This is a genomic window from Mycobacterium sp. NGS61 (assembly GCF_059812325.1).
The window spans coordinates 489,222-511,136 of sequence record NZ_JCALCL010000004.1 but is presented as its reverse complement, the minus strand read 5'-3'; the positions used below and the strand labels follow the sequence as shown (position 1 = coordinate 511,136).

Sequence of the window (21,915 nt, the reverse complement as noted above, 5' to 3'; positions counted from 1 at the left end):
CGAAATATTCGAAGGACATACCATTGAACACCCCATTCACACCCCCTACCGGCCCATTCGGCCCCGGTCCGTTGGGCGCCCGCCCCGGATTCGGCTTCGGTCCGGGCCCCGCCCAGCGACGGGCGTTCCACGGCACTAAGCGACACGCCCGACGCGAATTCATCGAGAACCTGCGTGAAAACGCCGGCGACCAGGACGCACCGTTCGGTTTCGGCCCCGGCTTCGGACCCGGCCCCGGCTTCGGACCTGGTTTCGGTTTCGGCCGACCGGGATTCGGCGGACCCCGCGGCGGCGGACGGCGAGGCGGCCGCGGTCGTCGCGGCGACGTGCGCGCCGCGATCCTGGTGCTGCTCGGCGAGCGGCCCATGCACGGCTACGAGATGATCCAGCAGATTGCCGAACGCAGCAACGGTTTCTGGAAGCCGAGCCCCGGTTCGGTCTACCCGACCTTGCAACTCCTGGATGACGAAGGCCTGATCACCGCCAACGAAACCGATGGCAGCAAAAAGCTTTTCGAGCTGACCGACGAGGGTCGCGCTGCCGCACAACAGGTTGCCACCCCGCCTTGGGAGGAGATCGCCGACGGCGTGGACCCCGCCCATCTGAAGTTGCGGACCGCAGCGCGCCAGCTGTTCGGCGCGGTGGGCCAGTCGGCCCAGGCGGCCAACTCCGAGCAGCAGCAACGCATTGTCGACGTACTCAACAACGCGCGGCGGGAGATCTACGGCATTCTCGGCGAGGACTGAAGCTGCCGTCGTGGCAGTGGACCCTGGACCTCAGGACACATCAACCCAGTCCAGGGTCCGCTGCACCGCCTTTCGCCAACCCTCGTACCCGGCGGCACGCTGGTCGTCGTCCCAATTCGGCGTCCAGCGCCGGTCTTCCTGCCAGTTGGCGCGCAGATCAGACGCGTCGTTCCAGACTCCGACCGCCAGACCCGCCGCGTAGGCCGCACCCAGTGCAGTGGTCTCGGCGACCACCGGTCGTACCACGTCCACACCCAACACGTCGGCCTGGATCTGCATACACAGATCGTTGGCGGTGATACCACCGTCGACCTTCAATATCTCAAGTCGCACACCGGAATCGGCAGCCATCGCATCCACCACGTCGCGGCTTTGATAACAGATCGCCTCCAGCGTCGCACGGGCCACGTGCGCGTTGGTGTTGTACCGCGACAGACCGACGATTGCGCCGCGGGCGTCGGATCGCCAATAGGGGGCGAACAATCCGGAGAATGCCGGCACGAAGTAGACCCCGCCGTTGTCGTCGACCTGACGGGCCAGTGACTCGCTTTGTGCGGCGCCGCTGATGATGCCGAGCTGATCCCGCAGCCACTGCACCGCCGATCCGGTTACTGCGATCGAACCCTCAAGTGCATAAACAGGTTTGGCGTCGCCGAATTGGTAGCAGACGGTGGTCAGCAGACCGTTCTCGGACCGCACAATCGTCTCACCAGTGTTCAGCAACAGGAAATTGCCGGTGCCGTAGGTGTTCTTCGCCTCGCCGGAGTTCAGGCAGACCTGGCCGACCATCGCGGCGTGCTGGTCGCCGAGCACGCCGGTGATCGGAACCTCACCGCCGACCGGCCCGTCTTCGGTCGTGACGCCGTAGGGTTGCAGCGCCGACGACGGCTCGATTTTGGGCAGCATCTCCCGCGGGATGTCGAAAAACGACAGCAGCTCGTCGTCCCAGTCCAGTGTCTCCAAGTTCATCAGCATGGTCCGGCTGGCGTTGGTGACGTCGGTGACGTGCACCCCGCCGCGCGGACCGCCGGTCAGGTTCCACAGCACCCAACTGTCGGCGGTGCCGAACAGCGCGTCGCCGCGACGGCCCGCGTCGCGCACCTCGTCGACATTCTCCAAGATCCACTGCAACTTCCCGCCGGAGAAATATGTCGCCGGCGGCAGTCCGGCTTTACGGCGGATCACGTCGCCGCGACCGTCGCGGTCCAACGCGGTGGCAATGCGGTCGGTGCGGGTGTCTTGCCAGACAATCGCGTTGTAATACGGCCGCCCGGTCTTGCGATCCCACACCAGAGTCGTCTCGCGCTGGTTGGTGATGCCCAGTGCCGCAATGTCTTTCGAGGTGAACTTGGACGAGTTCAACACAGTCCGCAGCACCGAGACGGTGCGCTCCCAGATCTCCACCGGGTTGTGTTCGACCCAACCGGCTTTGGGCAGGATCTGGTCGTGCTCGAGTTGGTGGCGGCCCACTTCGGTGCCGTCCTGATCGAAGATCATGCAGCGGGTGCTGGTGGTGCCCTGATCGATGGCAGCTATCAAGTCAGGAGATTCGGCCAAGATGCACTCCTAAAGTGGCGGGATTGCTTCATCGTTCATGATTGCTTATGTGGCTGTTGACATCGAGGGGATGCCACGCGGCGGTCCCGACGCGTCGTGGCTCGACCGGCGGCTGGAAACCCAACGGCTGGAGTACATCGACCGCGACGACGCAGGGAGGAAGAAGCGGGCGGCGATCCGTTCCCTGGATCGCATGGGACGGCTGTTCGGGCTGCACAAGACCATCGCCGGCATCGTGCTCGAGGAAGTCCGCGACGTGGTCGAACCCAGGATCCTCGAACTCGGGTCCGGCCACGGCGGGCTCTCCCGCACCCTGCTGAGCATCCACCCCGGCGTGCGGCTCACCGTCACCGACGTGGATCCGGCACTGGTGGCCGCCATCGGCGCCGGCGACCTCGGTTCGCACCCGCGCGCCACCGTCCGGGTGATGGACGCGACCGCCATCGACGCACCCGACGGCGCCTTTGACCTCGCCGTCTTCGCCCTGTCGTTTCACCATCTGCCGCCGCTGCCGGCGGCCCGGGTGTTCGCCGAAGGCACGCGCGTCGCGGCGAAATTGGTGATCATCGACCTGCCCCGGCCGCGGCCGGCGCTGCACATCCTGCGACTGGCGCACATGCTGCCGCTGGCGATGTTCGCGATGACGCATGACGGCGTGATCAGCTCGCTGCGAGCGTACAGCCGCTCCGCGCTCCTCGCGCTGGCCCGGCACGCCGACCCTGCGATCGAAGTCACGTTGCGGGGCGGCACCGTGTTCAACAGGTCCTTACGGCCCCTGCCGCTGGTCGCGGTGGCAAGCCGGTTGCGCAGCGCCCGCTGAACCTGTTGCATCGTTGTTGTGGGCGAAGAGGTCAAGCGCACCACGTATGACCGTGCACATCGGCGGGAATACCGGCGCAAGGTGCAGCTGTGTCTCGATGTCCTCGAGACGATGCTCACCCGCAGCAGCTTCGACGTCGAGCAGCCGCTGACCGGCATGGAGATCGAATGCAATCTTGTCGATGCCGACTATCAACCAGCCATGTCCAACCGATTCGTGCTGGAGGCGATCGCCGACCCGGCCTACCAAACCGAATTGGGCGCCTACAACATCGAATTCAACGTGCCACCCCGTCCGCTGCGCGGTCGCACCGGTCTGGACCTCGAACAAGAGGTCCGCACCAGCCTCAATGACGCGGAGCTGAAAGCGAATTCAAGCGGATCGCACATCGTCATGATCGGCATCCTGCCCACCCTGATGCCCCAACATCTCTCGGACAGCGGATGGATGAGCGAATCGCTGCGTTACACCGCTCTCAACGAGTCCATCTTCCGCGCCCGCGGTGAGGACATCCCCATCAACATTGCCGGTCCGGAGCCGCTGCACTGGCAGGCCGGCTCGATAGCACCCGAATCCGCCTGCACCAGCATGCAATTGCACCTGCAGGTGGCACCGGAGGATTTCGCCGCCAACTGGAATGCGGCGCAGGTCCTGGCGGGACCGCAATTGGCATTGGCCGCGAATTCGCCGTTCTTCTTCGGCCACCGACTCTGGTCGGAAACCCGTATCGAACTGTTCGCACAGTCCACCGACACCCGATCGGAGGAATTGAAAGTTCAGGGCGTACGGCCCCGGGTGTGGTTCGGTGAGCGCTGGATCGGCTCTGTTGCCGACCTGTTCAAGGAGAACGTCCGCTATTTTCCGTCTCTCCTTCCCGAGGTGTCCGACGAAGACCCCGTCGCCGAACTGACCGCGGGACGCGCCCCGGCGCTGTCGGAACTTCGTCTGCACAACGGCACGGTCTACCGGTGGAATCGCCCGGTGTACGACGTGGTGGACGGCCGCCCGCATCTACGGCTGGAGAACCGCGTATTACCGGCCGGACCCAGTGTTGTTGACATGCTTGCAAATTCGGCTTTCTATTACGGCATGCTGCGCAGCTTGTCGGAGGCCGAGCGGCCGGTGTGGACGGAGATGAGTTTTCCGGTGGCACAACGTAATTTCTTGCAGGCGGCGCAGCAGGGTATCGAGGCACAGTTGCACTGGCCCGGCGTCGGGGTGATCGGTACTCAACGATTGGTGTTGGACACGTTGCTTCCGATGGCGGATGCCGGCCTGCAGCGCTGGGGTGTCGAGGTGGCAGTGCGGGACCGGTTTCTCGGCGTGATCGAGGCCCGCGCGAAGGCCCGGCGTAACGGTGCGAGTTGGCAGGTGGCCACCGTCGCAGCATTGGAGGAAGCGGGAATGACCCGGCCACAGGCCCTGGCCGAGATGTTGCGCCGATACTGTGCGCACATGCACGCCAACGAACCGGTGCACACCTGGGATATCTAGCGGCGCGTACGTTGGGGTCATGACGACACCGGAGCCGATGGACTGGGACGCGGCGTACAAAGAGGAAGTCTTCCAGGCGCCGCCACCGTGGAATATCGGCGAACCGCAACCAGAGCTTGCCGCACTGATCTCTGCGGGAAAGGTGCACGGCGTGGTCCTGGACGCCGGATGCGGGGTCGCCGAATTGTCGTTGACACTGGCAGCTGCTGGATACACCGTTGTCGGCGTCGATAATTCGCCGACCGCCATTGCTGCGGCCATCAAGGCGGCGGAAGAGCGCGGACTGGGTAATGTCACGTTCGCCGTCGACGACATCACCAAGTTCTCCGGATACGACGAACGGTTCGGCACGGTGATCGACAGCACGCTGTTCCATTCGTTGCCGGTCGAGGATCGCGACGCGTATCTGCAAGCGGTACATCGCGCGGCGGCTCCCGGCGCGAACTATTACGTGCTGGTGTTCGCCAAAGGCGCGTTCCCCGAGGATCTTCCGGTCAAGCCGAACGAAGTGGACGAGGACGAGTTGCGCGCCGCCGTCGGCAAGTACTTCGAAATCGACGAGGTGCGCCCGGCCGCTGTGCACGCCCGGATGCCCGACCTCCCGGACGCGCCACCGTGGCCGCATCCGCGCGACGACAAGGGCCGCGTGATGATGCCCGCGTTCTTACTGTCCGCGCGTAAGGCTTAGGTGGTGCCTTGCAGGAAGATACCGGCCAGGTGATGCCCGATGTTCTCGATGCCGGAAAGCACGTTGTTGGCGGCCACCCCAAGCGTGCCGATATTGCCGAATCCGGAGATCGCGCTGCCCCAGTTCGAAATCCCTGACGACCCTTCGCCGAAGACATTCCAGCCCGAGGTCGACAGAATTCCCAGCGGGTTCTGGTTGACGAAGCCCGACAACCCGGTTCCCCGGTTGTAGAAGCCCGAACTGCCACCGACGCCGCTGTTGAAGAATCCCGACGACGGGTAGTCGACGGCGTTGAAGAAGCCGGGGGCCGGCGGGATCTGGATTTCCGCGATGGTGGTCGCATCCAGGGTGATGCTGGGGATGTCGATGGCCGGCAGGCTGAAGTCGCCCAGCCCGATCGGTGGGATGACCAATTCCGGGGTGCTGAACGGTGGAATGGTGATCTGCGGAAGGTTGAATGCGTCGAGTTCGATCGGCGGAATGTTGATCGTGGGCAAGCTGAAATCTGGCCAGCTGATTGCCGGTAACTCGAACGGCTCGAGGTGAATCGGGGGAATAGTGATGGGATCGATCGTGAATCCGTTCAGGGTGATCGGCGGGATGCTGTACGGGTTGCCGCCAGGTCCGCTGATGGTGAGGGTGGGCAGCGTCATATCGCCGATCCCCACACTGGGGAAGAAGAACGCTCCGATAGATCCGCCGGCGATATTCGTGATCGTGATCGGAATATTAAACGATTCCAGATTGACACCGAGCGCCGGCAAAATGATGCCGGTATCGATAAGCCGGATCACCGTTTGCCCACCACCACTGATAGCGATATTGAATAGCGGAATGTTCAGCGTGGGGATGGCGATGGAAGGCACGGTCACCGTCGGCAAATTCCATTCGTTTACCGTAACCAGCGGTGTCTCGAAGTTCGGGATAACGATCTCGGGCAGCGTTACCTTAGGTACCGATATAGCTGGTGTGGTGATCTCCGGCAGATCGAACCCGCCGATACTGAACTGGGGCAGCGATCCCGCTTGTATTGCGATCGGCGGCACCGCAATCGCCGGCAGATCGAACGCACCAAGGCCGATCGGCGGCAGCACTAATCCTGGGAAGTCGATCGGACGAATAGTGATCTCTGGCAGCGAGAACGCCCCCACCGGGATCGGGGGGACGTGGATGGGCGGCAGCGTGATGTCAGGGGTGCCGATTCTGACGTAGGCCCCGCCCTGGTGGTCACCGGTGAAGAAGAAGCCGTTGTTCTGGTTACCGAAGTTGAAGGCACCGGTGTTGAGGTTGCCCGAATTGAAGAATCCGGTGTTGGTGTTGCCGATGTTGAAGCTTCCGGTGTTCGTCGAGCCCGGGTTGACGTCACCGGTGTTGAAGCTACCGACGTTGTAGCTCCCGGAGTTGGTTGAACCCGCGTTGAAGTTACCGGTATTGAAGGAGCCGGGGTTGAAGAATCCAGTGTTGGCAATACCCGAGTTGCCAAAGCCCGTGTTGTAGCTACCGGAGTTGAAAAGCCCGAAGTTGCCGGTTCCCGAGTTGAAGAAACCGATGTTCCCGCTGCCGGAGTTGAACAGACCGATGTTGTTGGTACCAGAATTCAGCTGGATGCCGACTTGGTTGTCCCCGGTGAGCCCGATGCCGAAGTTGTTGTTACCAGTGTTTCCGAACCCGACGTTGAAGTTACCGGAATTAGCGAAACCCTGATTGCCGCCACCGAAATTACCGAATCCGAGGTTCGAGATACCCAGGTTGCCCCAGCCGATGTTGGAATTACCCAAGTTGGCTGAGCCGATGTTGCCGTTGCCGGAGTTGCCATTGCCGAAGTTGCCGATACCAACGTTGCCCAGACCGATATTCGAGGCACCGACGTTGGCCAGGCCGATGGTGATGTCGATCGTCCGAGTGGCCGCTGCGGCCAACGGCGTGCTCCCGGCCATACCGGCCAGCGCTTGCAGTGGCTGCGCGAACGGTACGAGCGCGGAGACCGCGGCCGACGCGCCGCTGTAATAGCCAACCATCGCGGCGACATCGGCGGCCCACATCTCCTCGTAGACCGCTTCGGCGGCCGCGATCGCCGGCGCGTTGAACCCGAAGATGTTCGACACCACCAGGCGCACGAAGTCGGTTCGATTGGCGGCCACGGCAAGGGGATGCACGGCAGCCGCCACCGCCGATTCGAAAGCACTCACCGCCGCTTGGGCCTGCGCCGCGGCGACGGAAGCATGCGTGGCCGCCGAACTCAGCCACCCCGCGTACGGCAGTGCCGCTGACGCCATCGCTGCCGCCGCCGGCCCCTGCCACGCCTGGCCGGCCAGACCCGAGGTCACTGACGCGAAAGTCTCAGCGGCTGAACTCAATTCCGCGGACAGACCGTCCCAGGCCGCAGCGGCCTCCAGCAGCGGGCCTGGTCCGGCGCCGGTGAAGAGCCGCAACGAGTTGAGTTCGGGTGGCAGCACAAAGAAACTCATCAGGGACCTTTCACCGGAGTCGTCAGCGACCTGCAGCGAAAGGGCATAGGTGCCCACCCTGCACCCAAACGCGTACCGAGCGTCAAGTTACTCCACACGCGTGCAACGTGACTAGTACCTCGACGGCATTTCCCGGGACCTTTTGGATGGATCAAATGCTCCGGCCAAACTTCGCGGTATGTCTAGTCGGCGGTGGTCGCCGCAGTCGCTTCGATCAGCGATTCGGCGAACATCTCCAGATCTTCGGCCGTGGTGTCCAGGTGCGGCGAAATGCGCAGTACGGGCGCGGTCAACTCCAATGGGGCACGCGGCAGCCCAGCATAGGTGGTCAGGATGCCTCGCTCGGCCAGCAACCAGGCCCGCACCGCTTCGACGTCAGCGCCGTCGACCGGCAGCAGCGTGGTGATCGCGCTGGATTCGTTCACCTCCTCGATCACCAGCCAACCGTCGACATCGGCCAACAGCGACCGCGCCGCCGCGCCGAGGTCCGCCAACCCGGCACGCACCGACTCCGGCCCACAGGCCAGGTACTCCCCTACCGCCACCGAGAAACCCACGCGCGCCGCGACATTCGCCTCACCAAAGCCGAGCTCCGCGCCCGGCACCCGCGGCGTCAACCGCTGCATCAGATCGGGTCGCACCGCAAGCACGCCAACGCCCCGCGGCCCGGCGAGCCATTTGCGCGACGACGCATAGGTGACGTCGGCACCCACCGCGCAGTCGATCTGACCCAGTGCCTGAGCGGCATCCACCACCAGCGGCAAACTCAGCTCCCGGCACAACTCGGCCACCATCGCCAGCGGTTGCACCGTGCCGCGGTGGCTGGCCACCGGGGTGAGATGCACCAGGTCCGGGGGGTTCTCCTCCAGGTCGAAAGCCGCGTCGTCGATCGCCAGCCGGCCGTCGTCCAGCGTCGGCAGCTGACGCACCTCGAACCCGTGCGCAGCCATCACGGTCAGGTTCGGACCGTACTCACCGGGCAGGCAGGCCAGCACCCTGCGGTCGGCCGGCCAACTGCTCAGCAGCAGATCCAGCGCGTGCAACGACCCGGTGGTGAACACCACCTCCGCATCGAGTGCCCCGCACAAGGTTGCGACGCCGACACGCCCGGCGTCCAGGACCGACGTCGCGGCCTCAGCAGCGACGTATCCGCCGACCTCCGCCTCGTGCACGGCGTGCCGCGCCGCAGCGTCCAGCGCGGCGAAACTCTGCCGCGAACAGGCAGCACTGTCCAGGTGCAACCCGGCCGCCGGCGGCCGGGAATCTCGCCAAAGCTGCTGCAGCGACGTCATTTAACGGCCAGCGACAAACCGAAGTCACCCGCGTCGTCGGTCCACCACCGCAGGCGGCGCAGGCCGGCGGCGGCCAATTCGGCTTCGACCGCATCCGGGCGGAACTTGCACGACACCTCCGTCAGCATCTCTTCGCCCGCGTCGAAGTCGACGGTCAGGTCGAGCGCACCAACGCGGACCCGCTGGGGTCGGGTCGAGCGCAGCCACATCTCGATGCGTTCCTCCTCGGCGTTCCACCGCGCGACGTGCTCAAAGGCGTCGACGTCGAAATCCCCGGCGAGCTGGCGGTTGATCACCGCCAGCACGTTGCGGTTGAACTGAGCGGTGACACCCGCGGCGTCGTCGTAGGCTCTGATCAACCGGGCGGTGTCCTTCACCAGATCGGTACCCAACAGCAGGCTGTCACCGGGACGCATCACCCCGGAAAGCGCCGTCAGGAAGTCCGAGCGCGGGCCCGGCGTCAAATTGCCGATCGTGGAGCCCAAGAACACGAACAACCGCCGGCCACCGGAGGGGATCTCGGTCAGGTGCTCTTCGAAATCCCCGCACACGGCGTTGATCTCGATGCCCGCGTATTCACGCTGAATGGCGGCGGCAGCCCCGGACAGCACGCTGGCGTCGACGTCGAACGGTACGAAGCTGCGCAGCGCCCCACCTGCGCGCAACGCGTCGAGCAGGAGTCGGGTCTTCTCCGAGGTTCCGCTGCCCAGTTCGACCAATGTGTCGGCCTGGCTGGCCGCGGCGATTTCGGCAGCGCGGGCGCGCAGGATCGCGGCCTCGGCCCGGGTCGGGTAGTACTCCGGCAACCGGGTGATCTGGTCGAACAACTCGCTGCCGACCGCATCGTAGAACCACTTGGGCGGCAACGATTTCGGTGTCTGCTGCAGACCGGCCAACACGTCACGGCGCAACGCGCGCAGGGCCGCGTCGGCTGCGAGATGGTTCGATAACGTGAGCGTCATCAGATTCCTTTCGGGCGGTTGAGCGCTACGACGGTCACACCGCCGTGGTCGACCTCCACCAGATGGCGGTCGGGCACGTCTTCCCAATCCGGGTCGTCATCGTAGGGTTCGCTGGCCAGCACGACGCCGTCGCCGCGACGCAGGATGGACAGCGTGTCACCCCACGCAGTGGCGATGAGACGCGAACCGTTGGCGGCCAGGATGTTCAGTCTGGCCAGCGGATCGGCGGTACCGATCTCGACGATGGTCTGAGCCAGAGTGTCTACCCCCTGGGCGAACACATATGCGGCGAGAACCGCACTGTCGCACACGGATTCGGCCGCACCAGTCGCAGGCAGCACCGTCCGGTCGACCACGCCGTTATGCGAGAGCAACCACTGGCCGTCGGTGAACGGCGCTGTCGCACTCGGCTCGATGGGCATACCGATGGTCGCCGAACGCACCGCCGCCACCACGCAATGGCTGTGCAACGCCGGCGCCACCGACGCGAACGACGGGTCTGCCCACAACGGGGCCGCGCTGCGCCAGCGTCGCGGCGTGTCACCGTCGAAAAAGCCCACGCCCCAGCCGTCCGCGTTCATCAACCCGTGCTGCTGGCGGCGCGGCGCATAGGACTGCACCCGCAGAGCCTGCGGCGGATCGAGCACCAGCGAAGCGACGCTGACGGACGTTCCGAACCACCCCAGATGACGGCACATCAGACCGACCACGCAAGGCGCACACCGGAAAAGATCTGCCGACGGTAGGGGTGATCCCAGTTGCGAAAGCTCGGCCGCAGGATGGACGGCGCCACCGCCCAGGACCCGCCGCGCAGCACCCGGTAGTCCCCGTCGAAGAACGGTTGGGAGTAACGCTCATAAATCATCGGCACGAAACCGGGCCACGGGCGCAGCGGCGAACTTGTCCACTCCCAGACATCCCCGAGCATCTGCTCGACGCCGTATGCCGACGCGCCGGACGGGTAGGCGCCGACGGGTGCCGGACGCAGGGACTCCCCGCCGAGGTTGGCGCGTCGGGCGCAGGGCTCGTCATCTCCCCAGGGGTAGCGGCGGCGCGAGCCGGTCGCGGGATCCCAGGCGCAGGCCTTCTCCCATTCGATTTCGGTGGGCAGCCGGGCACCGGCCCACGCCGCGTAGGCCTGGGCCTCGAAGTAGCTGACGTGCTGGACCGGTTCGTCCGCGGGAATGTGCTCGACATAGCCGAACCTGGTTCGCGTCCGGCCGTCCGGACTCCAGAACTGCGGCGCCTGCAGACCCGCCTGCTGCCGGTGTTGCCAACCGCGGCGCGACCACCAGCGCGGATCCGCGTACCCGCCGTCGTCGACGAAGTGCCGCCATTCGCCGTTGGTGACCGGCACCCGGCCGATCCGGAAGGTCGGCACCTCCACGACGTGCGCGGGACGTTCGTTGTCCAGCGAGTGCGGCTCCGTCGCGGCGTCCACACCCAGCACGAACGGCCCGGCAGGCACCAGCACCGACGTTCCCGGCAAGCCGGCCCGGCCCGTCGGCAGCACGGTGGCGTTGGCCAGCAGCGGCGCACCGGTGCGCAGGTTGAGGGCCTGCAGCATGGTTTCGCCGTGCTGGCTCTCATGGCTGATGACCAGGCCGAACTGGAAGTCGCCGGCGTCCTCGGGGAGCGCATCCAGCGCGTCCAACGCGGCCGCCCGCACGGTGCGGCAGTAGGACCGGGCCTCGGCCGGGGACAGCAACGGCAAATCGACCCGGCTGGCGCGGGAGTGCACGAAAGCGTCGTACAGCCCCTCGATCTCCGGGGGCAGGGTGCCTGGACACCGCACGTCGCCGCCGCGCAAGAGCCACAGTTCTTCCTGCTGGCCGATGTGGGCCAGGTCCCACACCAGCGGACTCATCAGCGGGTCGTACTGGCGCAGCAGTTCGTCGTCATCGAAGTCCACCAGCCGCAGGGTGCGTGTCCGTGCCCGCTCCAGATCCTCGGCGAGCCGGTCGCGTGCGATCACGAGTCACCCTGCGCCAACCGGGTGACCGTGACGGCGATGCCGTGTTCGATCACCCGGTCGGCGAAGTCGTCGGCGGGACATCGCCCGAGTTCAACGTCGAGTAGCAGCCGCTGCACCGCCGGAGCGAGCGCGGCGGGCGCGCGCTCGGCGGCGATCGCGACACAGCGGTTGGCCGCGGTGTACAGGCGCCGGTCAAGCAGCCCGACCCGGGCCGCGGTGTCCCACGCGGTGGCCACCGGCTCGACAGCCTCAGCTGCGAGCTGTGCCGCCACAGGATCATCGAGGAGAGTGACCAGGGTGAACACCAGCGCCGGCCAGATGTTCGCGGGGAGGCTGTCGAGGTAACGGATCTCCAGCCATCGCCGCGGCCGCACCGGCGGAAACAGCGTGGTCAGGTGATACTGCAGGTCGGCGAGGTTGGGGCGGCGCGCGTCAAGCAGAACCCGCCCGTCCACCCAGTCGGTGAACGGCACATAGTGCGTAACCGGGGATGCCTGCTGGGATCCCGGACTTCGGACCAGCATCACCGGCGCCTTCAGCGCGTACCGTGCCCAGTCGGTGCCGGGATCGTCGCCGCTGACCCCGAGCACCGGCCCGCACCGCGCGGAGTCCATCTGGCCCCAGACCCGCTGCCGGGTGGACTGCCAGCCCGAGAACTCGCCATTGAGCATCGGGGAGTTGGCGGCGATCGCGATCATGGTCGGCCCCAGGGCATGGGCCAGCCGCACCCGACCCGCCCAGCCTGACTCCGGGCCGGCGTCCAGATTGACCTGGATCGACGCCGTCGAGGTCATCATGGCCGCGCCGGCCGCCCCACTGTCACTGGCTGCGAAAAACTGCTCCATGGCCCGGTACCGTGCGCCGGGATTGATCCTGGCCGGTGACCGCAACGGGTCGGTGCCCAGAAACACCAATCCCATCCCCGCCTCGGCGACAGCTGCCCGCAATACCGCCTGATCGCGGCGCATCGCGTCGATCGCGTTCAGCACGCCGTCGGCCGGCGGACCGGAAAGTTCCACCGCACCACCGGGTTCCACGGTGACCGCACTGCCGCCCGGGAGCGGACCCAGCCAATCGAGCACGCCGGAGATCTCCCCCCAGCTCGGACGACGGGCCGGATCGGCGGGGTCGAAGCAGTGTGCCTCGACCTCCAGACCGACCCGCCCGAGCGGACCGTCCACCAGGCATTCATCGGCGATGAGCTGCGCAACCGCGGCCGAGCTGTCCAGCTCGGCATCGAGCGACAACGCGGCGGCGGTGCCGGCGGTCCGGGTCATAGCACCATCCCTCCGGAACCCAGCTGATTCGCAACGGTGATTACGACAACCACCATCACTTCATCTTCCAGACGGCGCCGACATATTCCCGCACGGTTGGAGTGCACGGGTTAAACATGTACCCAATTTCCGTCCGGCCGCTCGGCCTGGCGGCCCCTCGAGCTGGCCCCGGAATACCGGCGTCAACCCAGATTCGCCCGCACGCCCTCCTCCACCTTCTTGCCCAAGTCGGGGTCGACGTTTCGCCAGTACTCGAACACCCGCGACAGGACCGGCTCCTTCACACCATCAGAGACATGCCCGATGATGTTATGCGCCAACCGATCCCGCTGGGCGTCGTCGAGAACGTCGCGGACCAGGGTGCCGGCCTGGCCCCAGTCGTCGTCCTCCGGCCGCAGCGTGTACGCCGAGCGGACCATCTCGCCGTCGGCGAACCAGCGCACCTCGGCAGCGCGACGCGGATCTGCGTGCGGCCCACCGAACGAATTGGGCGCATACACCGGGTCGGACGCATTCTTGATCCGCATCGCCCCATCCTTGGAATAGCTGTTGACTTCAACGTGAGGCGAATTCACCGGAATCTGCTTGTAGTTGACGCCCAACCGGGCCCGGTGCGCGTCGGCGTAGGAGAAACCCCGGCCCAGCAACATCTTGTCCGGGCTCAACCCGGTGCCCGGCACGATGTTGTTGGGCTCGAACGCCGCCTGCTCCATTTCGGCGTGATAGTCGGTGACGTTGCGGTTCAGCGTCATCTTGCCGACGTCGATCAGCGGGTAGTCGCCGTGCGGCCACACCTTGGTGAGGTCGAAGGGATTGAACCGGTAGGTCTTGGCCTCCTCGAACGGCATGATCTGCATCTTGAGCGTCCAGCTGGGGAAGTTTCCGGCCTCGATGCTGTCGTACAGATCGCGCTGGTGATAGTCGCCGTCCTCACCGGCCAGCCGGTCGGCGTCCTCCTGCGTGAGGAAGTCGATGCCCTGGTCGGTGATGAAGTGATACTTCACCCAGAAGATCTCGTCGTTGGCGTTGATCCAGCTGTAGGTGTGGCTGCTGTATCCGTTCATGTGCCGCCAGTTCTTCGGGATACCGCGATCCCCCATCAACCACGTCACCTGATGCGCCGACTCCGGCGTGAGAGTCCAGAAGTCCCACTGCATGTTGTGGTCGCGCACATTGCTTGCCTGGAGCCGCTTCTGGGACCGGATGAAGTGCTGGAACTTCAACGGGTCGCGAATGAAGAAAACCGGGGTGTTGTTGCCGACCATGTCGAAGTTGCCTTCGCTGGTGTAGAACTTCAGCGCGAAGCCACGGGGGTCGCGCCAGGTGTCTGGGCTGCCGCGCTCGCCGGCCACCGTCGAGAACCTGGCCACCATCTCGGTCTTGGCACCCGGCTGGAATACCGCGGCCCGGGTGTACTGGCTCACGTCGTTGGTCACCTCGAACTGGCCGAACGCGCCGCCGCCTTTGGCGTGGGGCTGACGCTCCGGGATGCGCTCCCGGTTGAATTGCGCCATCTGCTCGATCAGGTAGTGGTCCTGCAGCAGCAGTGGGCCGTCCGGACCGATGGACAACGACTCCTTGTCGCTGGGTGCCGGGCTGCCACCGTCGGTGGTGGTGTAACGCTCCGTCATTACGTTATCTCCTGTAACTGGGCTGTTAACGGAAAACTCAAGGGCTGCAAAGTTATTCGAGAAAGACGGCTAGCGCCCGGGCGCACTGGTGGACGGCGCGCCGGGTCCGGAGGTATTCGGGGACTGACCCGGACCTGGCGGACCATTGGGACCCCCGGGCGGGAGGCCGGGCCCCATCCCAGGCGGCGGAGGTCCGGGTTGCCAACCCGGACCACCGGGCTGGAACATGCCGTGGTGATGGCGGTGATGGTGGTGGCACTTGCCGGCGCCGACCACCATCGCCCCGGCGAAGAACAGGGTCGAGGCGATGAACGTGATGCCGGCGACGATCACCACCCACGCGGCAACCCGGAAGAGGGGCGGCGGTTTTTCGTAGTGGCGCGGCGGCGGGGGTGGCGGGGCGGTGTCGGTCGAGGCGGTGGAAGTCGGCGGCAGGGCGGTATCACTCACATCTTCGAATATTGCCTAGGTCCGCGGCACCGTAAAGGGATGCGGCAACAAAGTTGCCGTGAATTGATGAAGCCCGGCGCTCTGACGAGCGCCGGGCGTCGATTATGCCGAGATTCAGCGACCGGGAGTCGGGGCGACCGTGGTGGACGGCGAGACCGAGGGAGGTACCTGGCCGGGACCGCCGGGCCCGTTGCCGGGGGCAACTGACGGGGCCCCGCCCCCGGGGTAACCCGAGCGATGGAACATCGCCGGGTGGTGCTTGTGGTGGCGGTGATGGCCGCCGCCGTGCCCGGCGGCCAGGCCCAGCCGGAATCCGGTGAAGAAGATGACCGAGACGATGAACACGATGCCGGCGACGATGGCGACCCAAGCCGCGGCCTTGAAGACCTTCGGCGTGCGGTGTTCGACGCGTTCTGCAGGGGCGACCGCGGTGGTGGTGGTAGTGGGCGGGATGTCAGAAATTTGGCTCATGAAATGGATGATGCCGGGCCAACCAGTAGTGACCGCTATGGGCAAGCTATGTAGCAGCTATGACTGCGCAGCCAGCAGCTCCGCGATCTGAATGGTGTTCAGCGCGGCGCCCTTGCGCAGATTGTCCCCGGAGATGAACAGCGCCAGTCCGCGCCCGTCCGGGACGCCGGGGTCGTGGCGGATCCGGCCGACCAGGGACTCGTCAACACCGGCGGCGGCCAGCGGGGTGGGCACGTCGACCAGTTTGACCCCCGGCGCGCCGTCCAACAGTTCGCGCGCCCGCTCGGGGGAGAGTGGCCGGGCGAACTCGGCGTTGATGGACAGCGAGTGCCCGGTGAACACCGGGACCCGTACACAGGTGCCGCTGACCAGCAGGTCCGGAATGCCCAGGATCTTGCGGCTCTCCGAACGCAGCTTCTGGTCCTCGTCGGTCTCCCCGGAGCCGTCGTCGACCAGGGACCCCGCCAGCGGCACCACGTTGAACGCGATCGGGGCGACGTACTTGCTCGGCGGGGGAAAATCGACCGCACGTCCGTCGTGCACCAACTGCTCGGCGCCGTCGATCACCGCACGCGCCTGGGTGGCAAGTTCCTCGACCCCGGCCAGGCCACTGCCCGAAACCGCCTGGTAGGACGACGCGACGAAACGGGTCAGCTGCGCCTCGTCATGCAGCACTTTGAGGACCGGCATCGCGGCCATCGTGGTGCAGTTCGGGTTGGCGATGATGCCTTTTGGGCGATTACCGGCATCCCGTTCGAAATTCACTTCAGAAACCACCAGCGGCACATCGGGGTCCTTGCGCCAGGCCGAGGAGTTGTCGATCACCGTCACTCCGGCCGCGGCGAACCGCGGCGCCTGCACCTTCGACATGGCTCCCCCGGCGGAGAACAGCGCGATGTCCAGGCCGGTCGGGTCCGCGGTTTCGGCGTCCTCGACCTCGATCTCCTGGCCCCGGAACGGTAGCTTGCGGCCCTGGGAGCGGGCCGAGGCGAAGAACCGCACGGATTCGGCCGGGAAATCCCGTTCCTCGAGCAGGGTGCGCATCACCTGGCCTACCTGGCCGGTGGCGCCGACTACACCAATCGACAGGCCCATCTACCGGCCCGTCCCCGCGTACACCGTCGCCTCCTCCTCGCCGCCCAGGCCGAAGGCTTCGTGCAACGCCACGACGGCCTTGTCCAGTTCGGTGTCGCGGCACAGTACTGAGATCCTGATCTCAGAGGTGGAGATCAGCTCGATGTTGACGCCGACCGCGGCCAGCGCCTCACAGAACGTCGCGGTCACGCCGGGGTGGCTGCGCATACCGGCTCCGATCAGCGACACTTTGCCGATGTGGTCGTCGTAGAGCAGTTGCAGGAAGCCGATCTCGTCTTTGAGCGAGTCCAGCTTGGCCACCGCGGTCGGCCCGCTGTCGCGAGCGCAGGTGAAGGTGATGTCGGTCTTGCCGTCCTCCACCTTGGACACGTTCTGCAACACCATGTCGATGTTCACGTCGGCGTCGGCGACGGCTCGGAACACTTTGGCCGCATAGCCGGGGATGTCGGGGATCCCGACGATGGTTACCTTGGCCTCGCTGCGGTCGTGCGCGACTCCGGTCAGGATGGGGTCTTCCATGGCGATGTCCTTGATCGATCCGACGACGACGGTGCCTGGCCGGTCCGAGTAGGACGACCGAACATGCACTGGCAGGTTGTAACGGCGGGCATATTCGACGCACCGCAGCATCAGCACCTTGGCCCCGCAGGCCGCCATCTCGAGCATCTCCTCGAAGGTGACGGTGTCGAGCTTGCGGGCATTAGGGACGATCCGCGGGTCGGCGCTGAAAATGCCGTCTACATCGGTGTAGATCTCGCAGACGTCGGCGCCGAGCGCCGAAGCCAGCGCGACCGCCGTGGTGTCCGACCCGCCGCGACCCAGCGTGGTGACGTCGCGGGTGTCCTGGCTGACACCCTGGAAGCCGGCCACCAGGACGATCCGGCCCTCGTCCAGCGCGGCCTGCAACCGGCCGGGCGTGACGTTGATGATTTTGGCGTTGCCGTGCGTGCCGGTGGTGATGACACCGGCCTGCGAACCGGTGAACGAGCGGGCGTGGGCGCCCAACGACTCGATCGCCATGGCTACCAGCGCATTGGAGATGCGCTCACCCGCGGTCAGCAGCATGTCGAGTTCGCGCGGCGGGGGCACCGGGCAGACCTGTTGGGCCAGGTCGAGCAGGTCATCGGTGGTATCGCCCATCGCGGACACCACTACGACGACGTCATTGCCCTGCTTCTTGGTCTCCACGATCCGCTCGGCAACGCGACGAATCCGGTCGGCGTCAGCCACCGAGGATCCGCCGTACTTCTGCACGACGAGCGCCACTGAATTGTCCTGTCTGGGATTACTTAACCGGCTCTAAGTCCACAACAGGATACGCGGCGGCGCATCTCGATTTACATCGACGCGTAGTCGATACGGTGCAGGGGTGAGCAAGGAGCACAAGCCGGTCAGGCGCCGATTGGGCCGGGCACGGGATCGGCTGCGGGAGTGGCCCACGGTGGATTTCGGCTACCGCATCCTGGTGGGCGTCGTAGGCGTGGCGCTACTGACAGTGGGGATCATCGCCATCCCCTATCCGGGACCGGGCTGGGCGATCGTGTTCCTGGGGCTGGCCGTGCTGGCCACCGAGTTCGACGTTTTCCGGCGGCTGCTGAAGTACGTCCGTGGTCGCTACGACGCTGTCATGCAGTGGCTTGGCCGGCAGCATCCGGCGGTACGGGCCGCCGCGACATTGCTCACCGCCGCCGTGACGGTTGCGACATTGTGGCTGCTGGGCAGTTTCGGCTGGGTGGCCGGACTGGTGGGGTTGGACTGGGATTGGCTGAAGAGCCCGCTACAAAGGTGAATCCATGCGGTTTTGGTGATCGGGCCGACCGCGGTAGAGTTCAGCACGTGCAGCGGGTGCTCCTTCTCGGACGCCGCGACGGGGTCTGATCCAGACCGGCTTCCCGTCGCGGGTGTTTCGCGATGCGCCGGTCTGAGGTTCCTCATTCACACCCCCTGGAGCACCCACCGTGACTAATCCCAATTCATCCGATGCCTACGTATCGGCCCGCACCGTCATCAAACCCGCCGGCCCGCCGCGGTCCGGTCAGCCCGCCTGGAACCCGCAACGCGGCACATCGATGCCGGTCAACCGCTACCGCCCGTTCGCCGACGAGGTCGAGCCGATCCGGCTGACCGACCGCACCTGGCCCGACCGCGTCATCGAGCACGCACCGCTGTGGTGTGCCGTCGACCTGCGCGACGGAAATCAGGCGTTGATCGACCCGATGAGTCCGGCCCGCAAACGGCGCATGTTCGATCTGCTGGTCCGGATGGGCTATAAGGAGATCGAGGTCGGTTTCCCCTCAGCCAGCCAGACCGACTTCGACTTCGTCCGCGAGATCATCAACGACGGCGCCATCCCGGACGACGTCACCATTCAGGTGCTGACCCAGTGTCGTCCCGAATTGATCGAACGCACCTTCCTCGCGTGCGACGGCGCGCCGCAGGCGATCGTGCACTTCTACAACTCGACGTCGATCCTGCAGCGCCGGGTGGTGTTCCGCGCCGACCGGGACGCGGTGCAGGCCATCGCGACCGACGGCGCGCGCAAGTGCGTCGAGGAAGCGGCCAAGTACCCGGGAACCCGGTGGCGCTTCGAATATTCGCCGGAGTCCTACACCGGAACCGAGCTGGAGTACGCCCGCGACGTGTGCGACGCCGTGGGTGCTGTCATCCAGCCGACGCCGGACAACCCGATCATCTTCAACCTGCCAGCCACCGTGGAGATGGCCACACCCAACGTCTACGCCGACTCGATCGAGTGGATGAGCCGTAACTTGGCGCGTCGCGACTCCGTCATCCTGAGCCTGCACCCGCACAATGACCGCGGAACCGCCGTCGCCGCAGCCGAACTCGGCTACCAGGCCGGTGCCGACCGGATCGAGGGATGCCTGTTCGGCAACGGCGAACGCACCGGGAACGTGTGCCTGGTCACGCTGGGCCTGAATCTGTTCTCCCGCGGCGTGGACCCCCAAATCGACTTCTCCAACATCGACGAGATCCGCCGCACGGTGGAGTACTGCAATCAGCTGCCGGTCCACGAACGCCATCCCTATGGTGGCGACCTGGTCTATACCGCGTTCTCGGGTAGCCATCAGGACGCCATCAACAAGGGGCTGGACCAGATGAAGGTCGATGCCGATGCCGCGAACTCGGACGTCGAGGACATGTTGTGGCAGGTGCCGTATCTGCCGATCGACCCCAAGGACGTGGGTCGCACCTACGAGGCGGTGATCCGGGTCAACTCGCAGTCCGGCAAGGGCGGCGTGGCCTACATCATGAAGGCCGACCACGGCTTGGCCCTGCCACGCCGGCTGCAGATCGAGTTTTCCCAAGTCATTCAGAAAATGGCGGACGGGGACGGCGGTGAAGTATCGCCCAAGGAGATGTGGGAAGCGTTCTCCGAGGAGTACCTCGCCCCGGTCCTGCCGCTGGAAAGGGTCAAGCAGCGGGTGGACGCGTCCGAAGAAGACACCGGTACCACCACCATTGCGGCCACGGTCAAGATCGACGGGGTGGAGACCGAGATCAGCGGCGCCGGAAACGGCCCACTTGCCGCGTTCATCGACGCGCTGGGGACCGTCGGATTCGACGTGGCGGTGCTGGACTACTCCGAGCACGCGATGAGCGCCGGTGACGACGCGCAGGCCGCGGCGTATGTCGAGGCTTCGGTCGCCGGAAAGACGGTGTGGGGTGTCGGGATCGCCCCGTCGATCACCACGGCATCGCTACGGGCGGTAATGTCAGCGGTGAACCGGGCCTCCCGCTGAGAATTGCGTTCCACAGGGCAAACCCGGCCCTGGGGGGTCGGGGGTCGGGCCGGGTTTGCGGTTTGTTAGCTGAAGAGTGAGTCCCCGGTCGAAATCGCTTACCGGATAAGCGTTTCGAGTCTCTCTCTTACATGTGTTGAATAGCCCGGAGGCTGCGGTACGAAACGTCGAACCGCGATTTGCGGCACATTCGGCACGACGTCAGAACAGAACGAACTGCTCGTCGTCCGCGGTGGCGTCGACGAAGTGCTCCATGCTCCGGCCACCGACGACGGACTCGACGCTGTCCATGAACAGCGCGTCGGGCACCACCGGGACCCCCAACTGCCTGGCGTGATAGCCCTTGCCGTGCTCCGGTGCGGCGTCGTTACACACCACCAGCGAAGTCTCGCGGTCGACGTCATCGCTGTAGGCCAACCCGGCGTGCAGGATCCGCTCGACCAGTTCCTCGTGGGTGCGGCCGACCTCGGCCGCCAGCGCCACCCGCATGCCCTGTACCAGTGGCCGGCCCGAGATGTAGCGACCCGGGTTCAGATAAGGACAGGGCATCCGGGCAGCCAGCGCTTTGAGCGGTCGCAGCTCCTCATGGGTGACCCGCCCGTTCGGCCAGCAGCGCCGGGTCACTGGGCGCACGGGGAGCCAGATGTCGCGGGCCCGCGCCCGCTGCAGGGCAGCGGCGAGCACTTCGGTCAACACCATCGCATCGTCGAACGCGTCGTGCGGGCGTTCCTGAGTCACGCCCCAGTGCGCGGCCAACGTCTGCAGCCGCAGATTCTGCACGCCGAGTTCCAGGCGTCGGGCCAACTCGACCGTGCACATGACTGAGTCGATCGGCAGTTCGGCCCCGGCCATCTCGGCCTCCGCCGCCAGGAACGAATAGTCGAACGCGACGTTGTGGGCCACCAGGGTGCGGCCGCGCAACACCTCGATCACGTCGTCGACGATGTCGGCGAATTGCGGCTGGTCCTCGAGCATCGCGGGGGTCAGTCCGTGCACATGCGTAGGACCCGGGTCCACGCCCGGGTTGAGCAGGCTGACCACTGACTGCTCGACCTGCCCGAACTGATCGAGACCCAGTGCGGCGATACTGATGACCCGGGCCTGACCTGGGCGAAAGCCCGAAGTCTCGACGTCGATGACGGCCCATCCCCCGTCCTGCTCTCGGGCGGGCCGGCCCCAGGACATCCGGTTCATGGGTCGAGGATGGCACGCCCGGCCGACATCGCCG

General features: G+C 65.8%; 19 protein-coding genes. 6 read left to right on the top strand and 13 right to left on the bottom strand.

The window, feature by feature from the left end; all coding sequences use genetic code 11:
* Positions 1-23 precede the first annotated feature (23 nt).
* Entirely contained in the window at positions 24-746 is a 723-nt protein-coding gene (locus AC5Y3Z_RS12485) for a PadR family transcriptional regulator (protein ID WP_473140311.1), read from the top strand.
* Positions 747-776: 30 nt separating this feature from the next.
* Here the strand turns inward: AC5Y3Z_RS12485 and glpK are convergent, their stop codons facing one another.
* A complete protein-coding gene (gene glpK / locus AC5Y3Z_RS12480) occupies positions 777-2,303 on the bottom strand; it encodes a glycerol kinase GlpK (RefSeq protein ID WP_473140312.1) in 1,527 nt (508 codons plus the stop codon).
* 37 nt (positions 2,304-2,340) lie between these two features.
* Here glpK and AC5Y3Z_RS12475 point away from each other — a divergent pair, with 37 nt between their 5' ends.
* Genes AC5Y3Z_RS12475 through AC5Y3Z_RS12465 form a run of 3 tightly spaced genes read left to right on the top strand, consistent with a single transcriptional unit; the run spans position 2,341 to position 5,305 of the window.
* The gene (locus AC5Y3Z_RS12475) at positions 2,341-3,123 is read left to right on the top strand and encodes a class I SAM-dependent methyltransferase (protein WP_473140313.1); all 783 of its coding nucleotides are present in this window, start codon (positions 2,341-2,343) and stop codon (positions 3,121-3,123) included.
* Between the two features lie 18 nt (positions 3,124-3,141).
* Complete coding sequence (locus AC5Y3Z_RS12470; RefSeq protein WP_473140314.1) at positions 3,142-4,617, top strand: glutamate-cysteine ligase family protein; 1,476 nt, start codon at positions 3,142-3,144, stop codon at positions 4,615-4,617.
* Positions 4,618-4,636: 19 nt separating this feature from the next.
* On the top strand, positions 4,637-5,305 hold the full coding sequence (locus AC5Y3Z_RS12465) for a class I SAM-dependent methyltransferase (protein ID WP_463826011.1): 669 nt from the start codon (positions 4,637-4,639) through the stop codon (positions 5,303-5,305).
* On the opposite strand, the gene AC5Y3Z_RS12460 is transcribed toward AC5Y3Z_RS12465, so the two are convergent.
* The 11 genes from AC5Y3Z_RS12460 to AC5Y3Z_RS12410 form a co-directional block, all read right to left on the bottom strand.
* Positions 5,302-7,773: a PPE domain-containing protein gene (locus AC5Y3Z_RS12460; protein WP_473140315.1), complete on the bottom strand. Its 2,472-nt coding sequence runs from the start codon at positions 7,771-7,773 to the stop codon at positions 5,302-5,304. The genes AC5Y3Z_RS12465 and AC5Y3Z_RS12460 overlap by 4 nt on opposite strands.
* Positions 7,774-7,955: 182 nt before the next feature.
* Positions 7,956-9,065, bottom strand: a complete 1,110-nt coding sequence (gene egtE, locus AC5Y3Z_RS12455) for an ergothioneine biosynthesis PLP-dependent enzyme EgtE (protein ID WP_473140316.1) — start codon at positions 9,063-9,065, stop codon at positions 7,956-7,958.
* Complete coding sequence (gene egtD, locus AC5Y3Z_RS12450) at positions 9,062-10,027, bottom strand: L-histidine N(alpha)-methyltransferase (protein WP_473140317.1); 966 nt, start codon at positions 10,025-10,027, stop codon at positions 9,062-9,064. Before egtD ends, egtE begins: the two co-directional genes overlap by 4 nt.
* Positions 10,027-10,725 carry an ergothioneine biosynthesis protein EgtC gene (egtC, locus tag AC5Y3Z_RS12445; RefSeq protein WP_463826014.1) on the bottom strand — a complete coding sequence of 233 codons (699 nt, stop codon included), beginning with the start codon at positions 10,723-10,725 and terminating at the stop codon, positions 10,027-10,029. Before egtC ends, egtD begins: the two co-directional genes overlap by 1 nt.
* Positions 10,725-12,002 carry an ergothioneine biosynthesis protein EgtB gene (gene egtB, locus AC5Y3Z_RS12440; protein ID WP_473140318.1) on the bottom strand — a complete coding sequence of 426 codons (1,278 nt, stop codon included), beginning with the start codon at positions 12,000-12,002 and terminating at the stop codon, positions 10,725-10,727. Before egtB ends, egtC begins: the two co-directional genes overlap by 1 nt.
* Complete coding sequence (egtA, locus tag AC5Y3Z_RS12435; RefSeq protein WP_473140319.1) at positions 11,999-13,279, bottom strand: ergothioneine biosynthesis glutamate--cysteine ligase EgtA; 1,281 nt, start codon at positions 13,277-13,279, stop codon at positions 11,999-12,001. Before egtA ends, egtB begins: the two co-directional genes overlap by 4 nt.
* A gap of 182 nt (positions 13,280-13,461) precedes the next feature.
* Positions 13,462-14,910: a catalase gene (locus AC5Y3Z_RS12430; RefSeq protein WP_463826017.1), complete on the bottom strand. Its 1,449-nt coding sequence runs from the start codon at positions 14,908-14,910 to the stop codon at positions 13,462-13,464.
* A 69-nt stretch (positions 14,911-14,979) separates the two neighbouring features.
* Positions 14,980-15,360, bottom strand: coding sequence for a hypothetical protein (locus tag AC5Y3Z_RS12425; RefSeq protein WP_473140320.1), 381 nt, complete (start codon positions 15,358-15,360; stop codon positions 14,980-14,982).
* A 114-nt stretch (positions 15,361-15,474) separates the two neighbouring features.
* Complete coding sequence (locus tag AC5Y3Z_RS12420; RefSeq protein ID WP_473140321.1) at positions 15,475-15,831, bottom strand: hypothetical protein; 357 nt, start codon at positions 15,829-15,831, stop codon at positions 15,475-15,477.
* A 57-nt stretch (positions 15,832-15,888) separates the two neighbouring features.
* On the bottom strand, positions 15,889-16,926 hold the full coding sequence (locus AC5Y3Z_RS12415) for an aspartate-semialdehyde dehydrogenase (protein ID WP_473140322.1): 1,038 nt from the start codon (positions 16,924-16,926) through the stop codon (positions 15,889-15,891).
* Positions 16,927-18,192, bottom strand: coding sequence for an aspartate kinase (locus tag AC5Y3Z_RS12410; RefSeq protein WP_463826021.1), 1,266 nt, complete (start codon positions 18,190-18,192; stop codon positions 16,927-16,929).
* A 103-nt stretch (positions 18,193-18,295) separates the two neighbouring features.
* Between AC5Y3Z_RS12410 and AC5Y3Z_RS12405 the strand changes: the two genes are divergently transcribed.
* Both AC5Y3Z_RS12405 and leuA read left to right on the top strand, forming a co-directional pair.
* The gene (locus AC5Y3Z_RS12405) at positions 18,296-18,715 is read left to right on the top strand and encodes a TIGR02611 family protein (RefSeq protein WP_463826022.1); all 420 of its coding nucleotides are present in this window, start codon (positions 18,296-18,298) and stop codon (positions 18,713-18,715) included.
* 169 nt (positions 18,716-18,884) lie between these two features.
* The gene (gene leuA / locus AC5Y3Z_RS12400) at positions 18,885-20,687 is read left to right on the top strand and encodes a 2-isopropylmalate synthase (RefSeq protein WP_473140323.1); all 1,803 of its coding nucleotides are present in this window, start codon (positions 18,885-18,887) and stop codon (positions 20,685-20,687) included.
* A 201-nt stretch (positions 20,688-20,888) separates the two neighbouring features.
* Here leuA and AC5Y3Z_RS12395 read toward each other — a convergent pair whose 3' ends face one another.
* Positions 20,889-21,881: a DEDDh family exonuclease gene (locus AC5Y3Z_RS12395; protein ID WP_473140324.1), complete on the bottom strand. Its 993-nt coding sequence runs from the start codon at positions 21,879-21,881 to the stop codon at positions 20,889-20,891.
* Between the last annotated feature and the right edge of the window lie 34 nt (positions 21,882-21,915).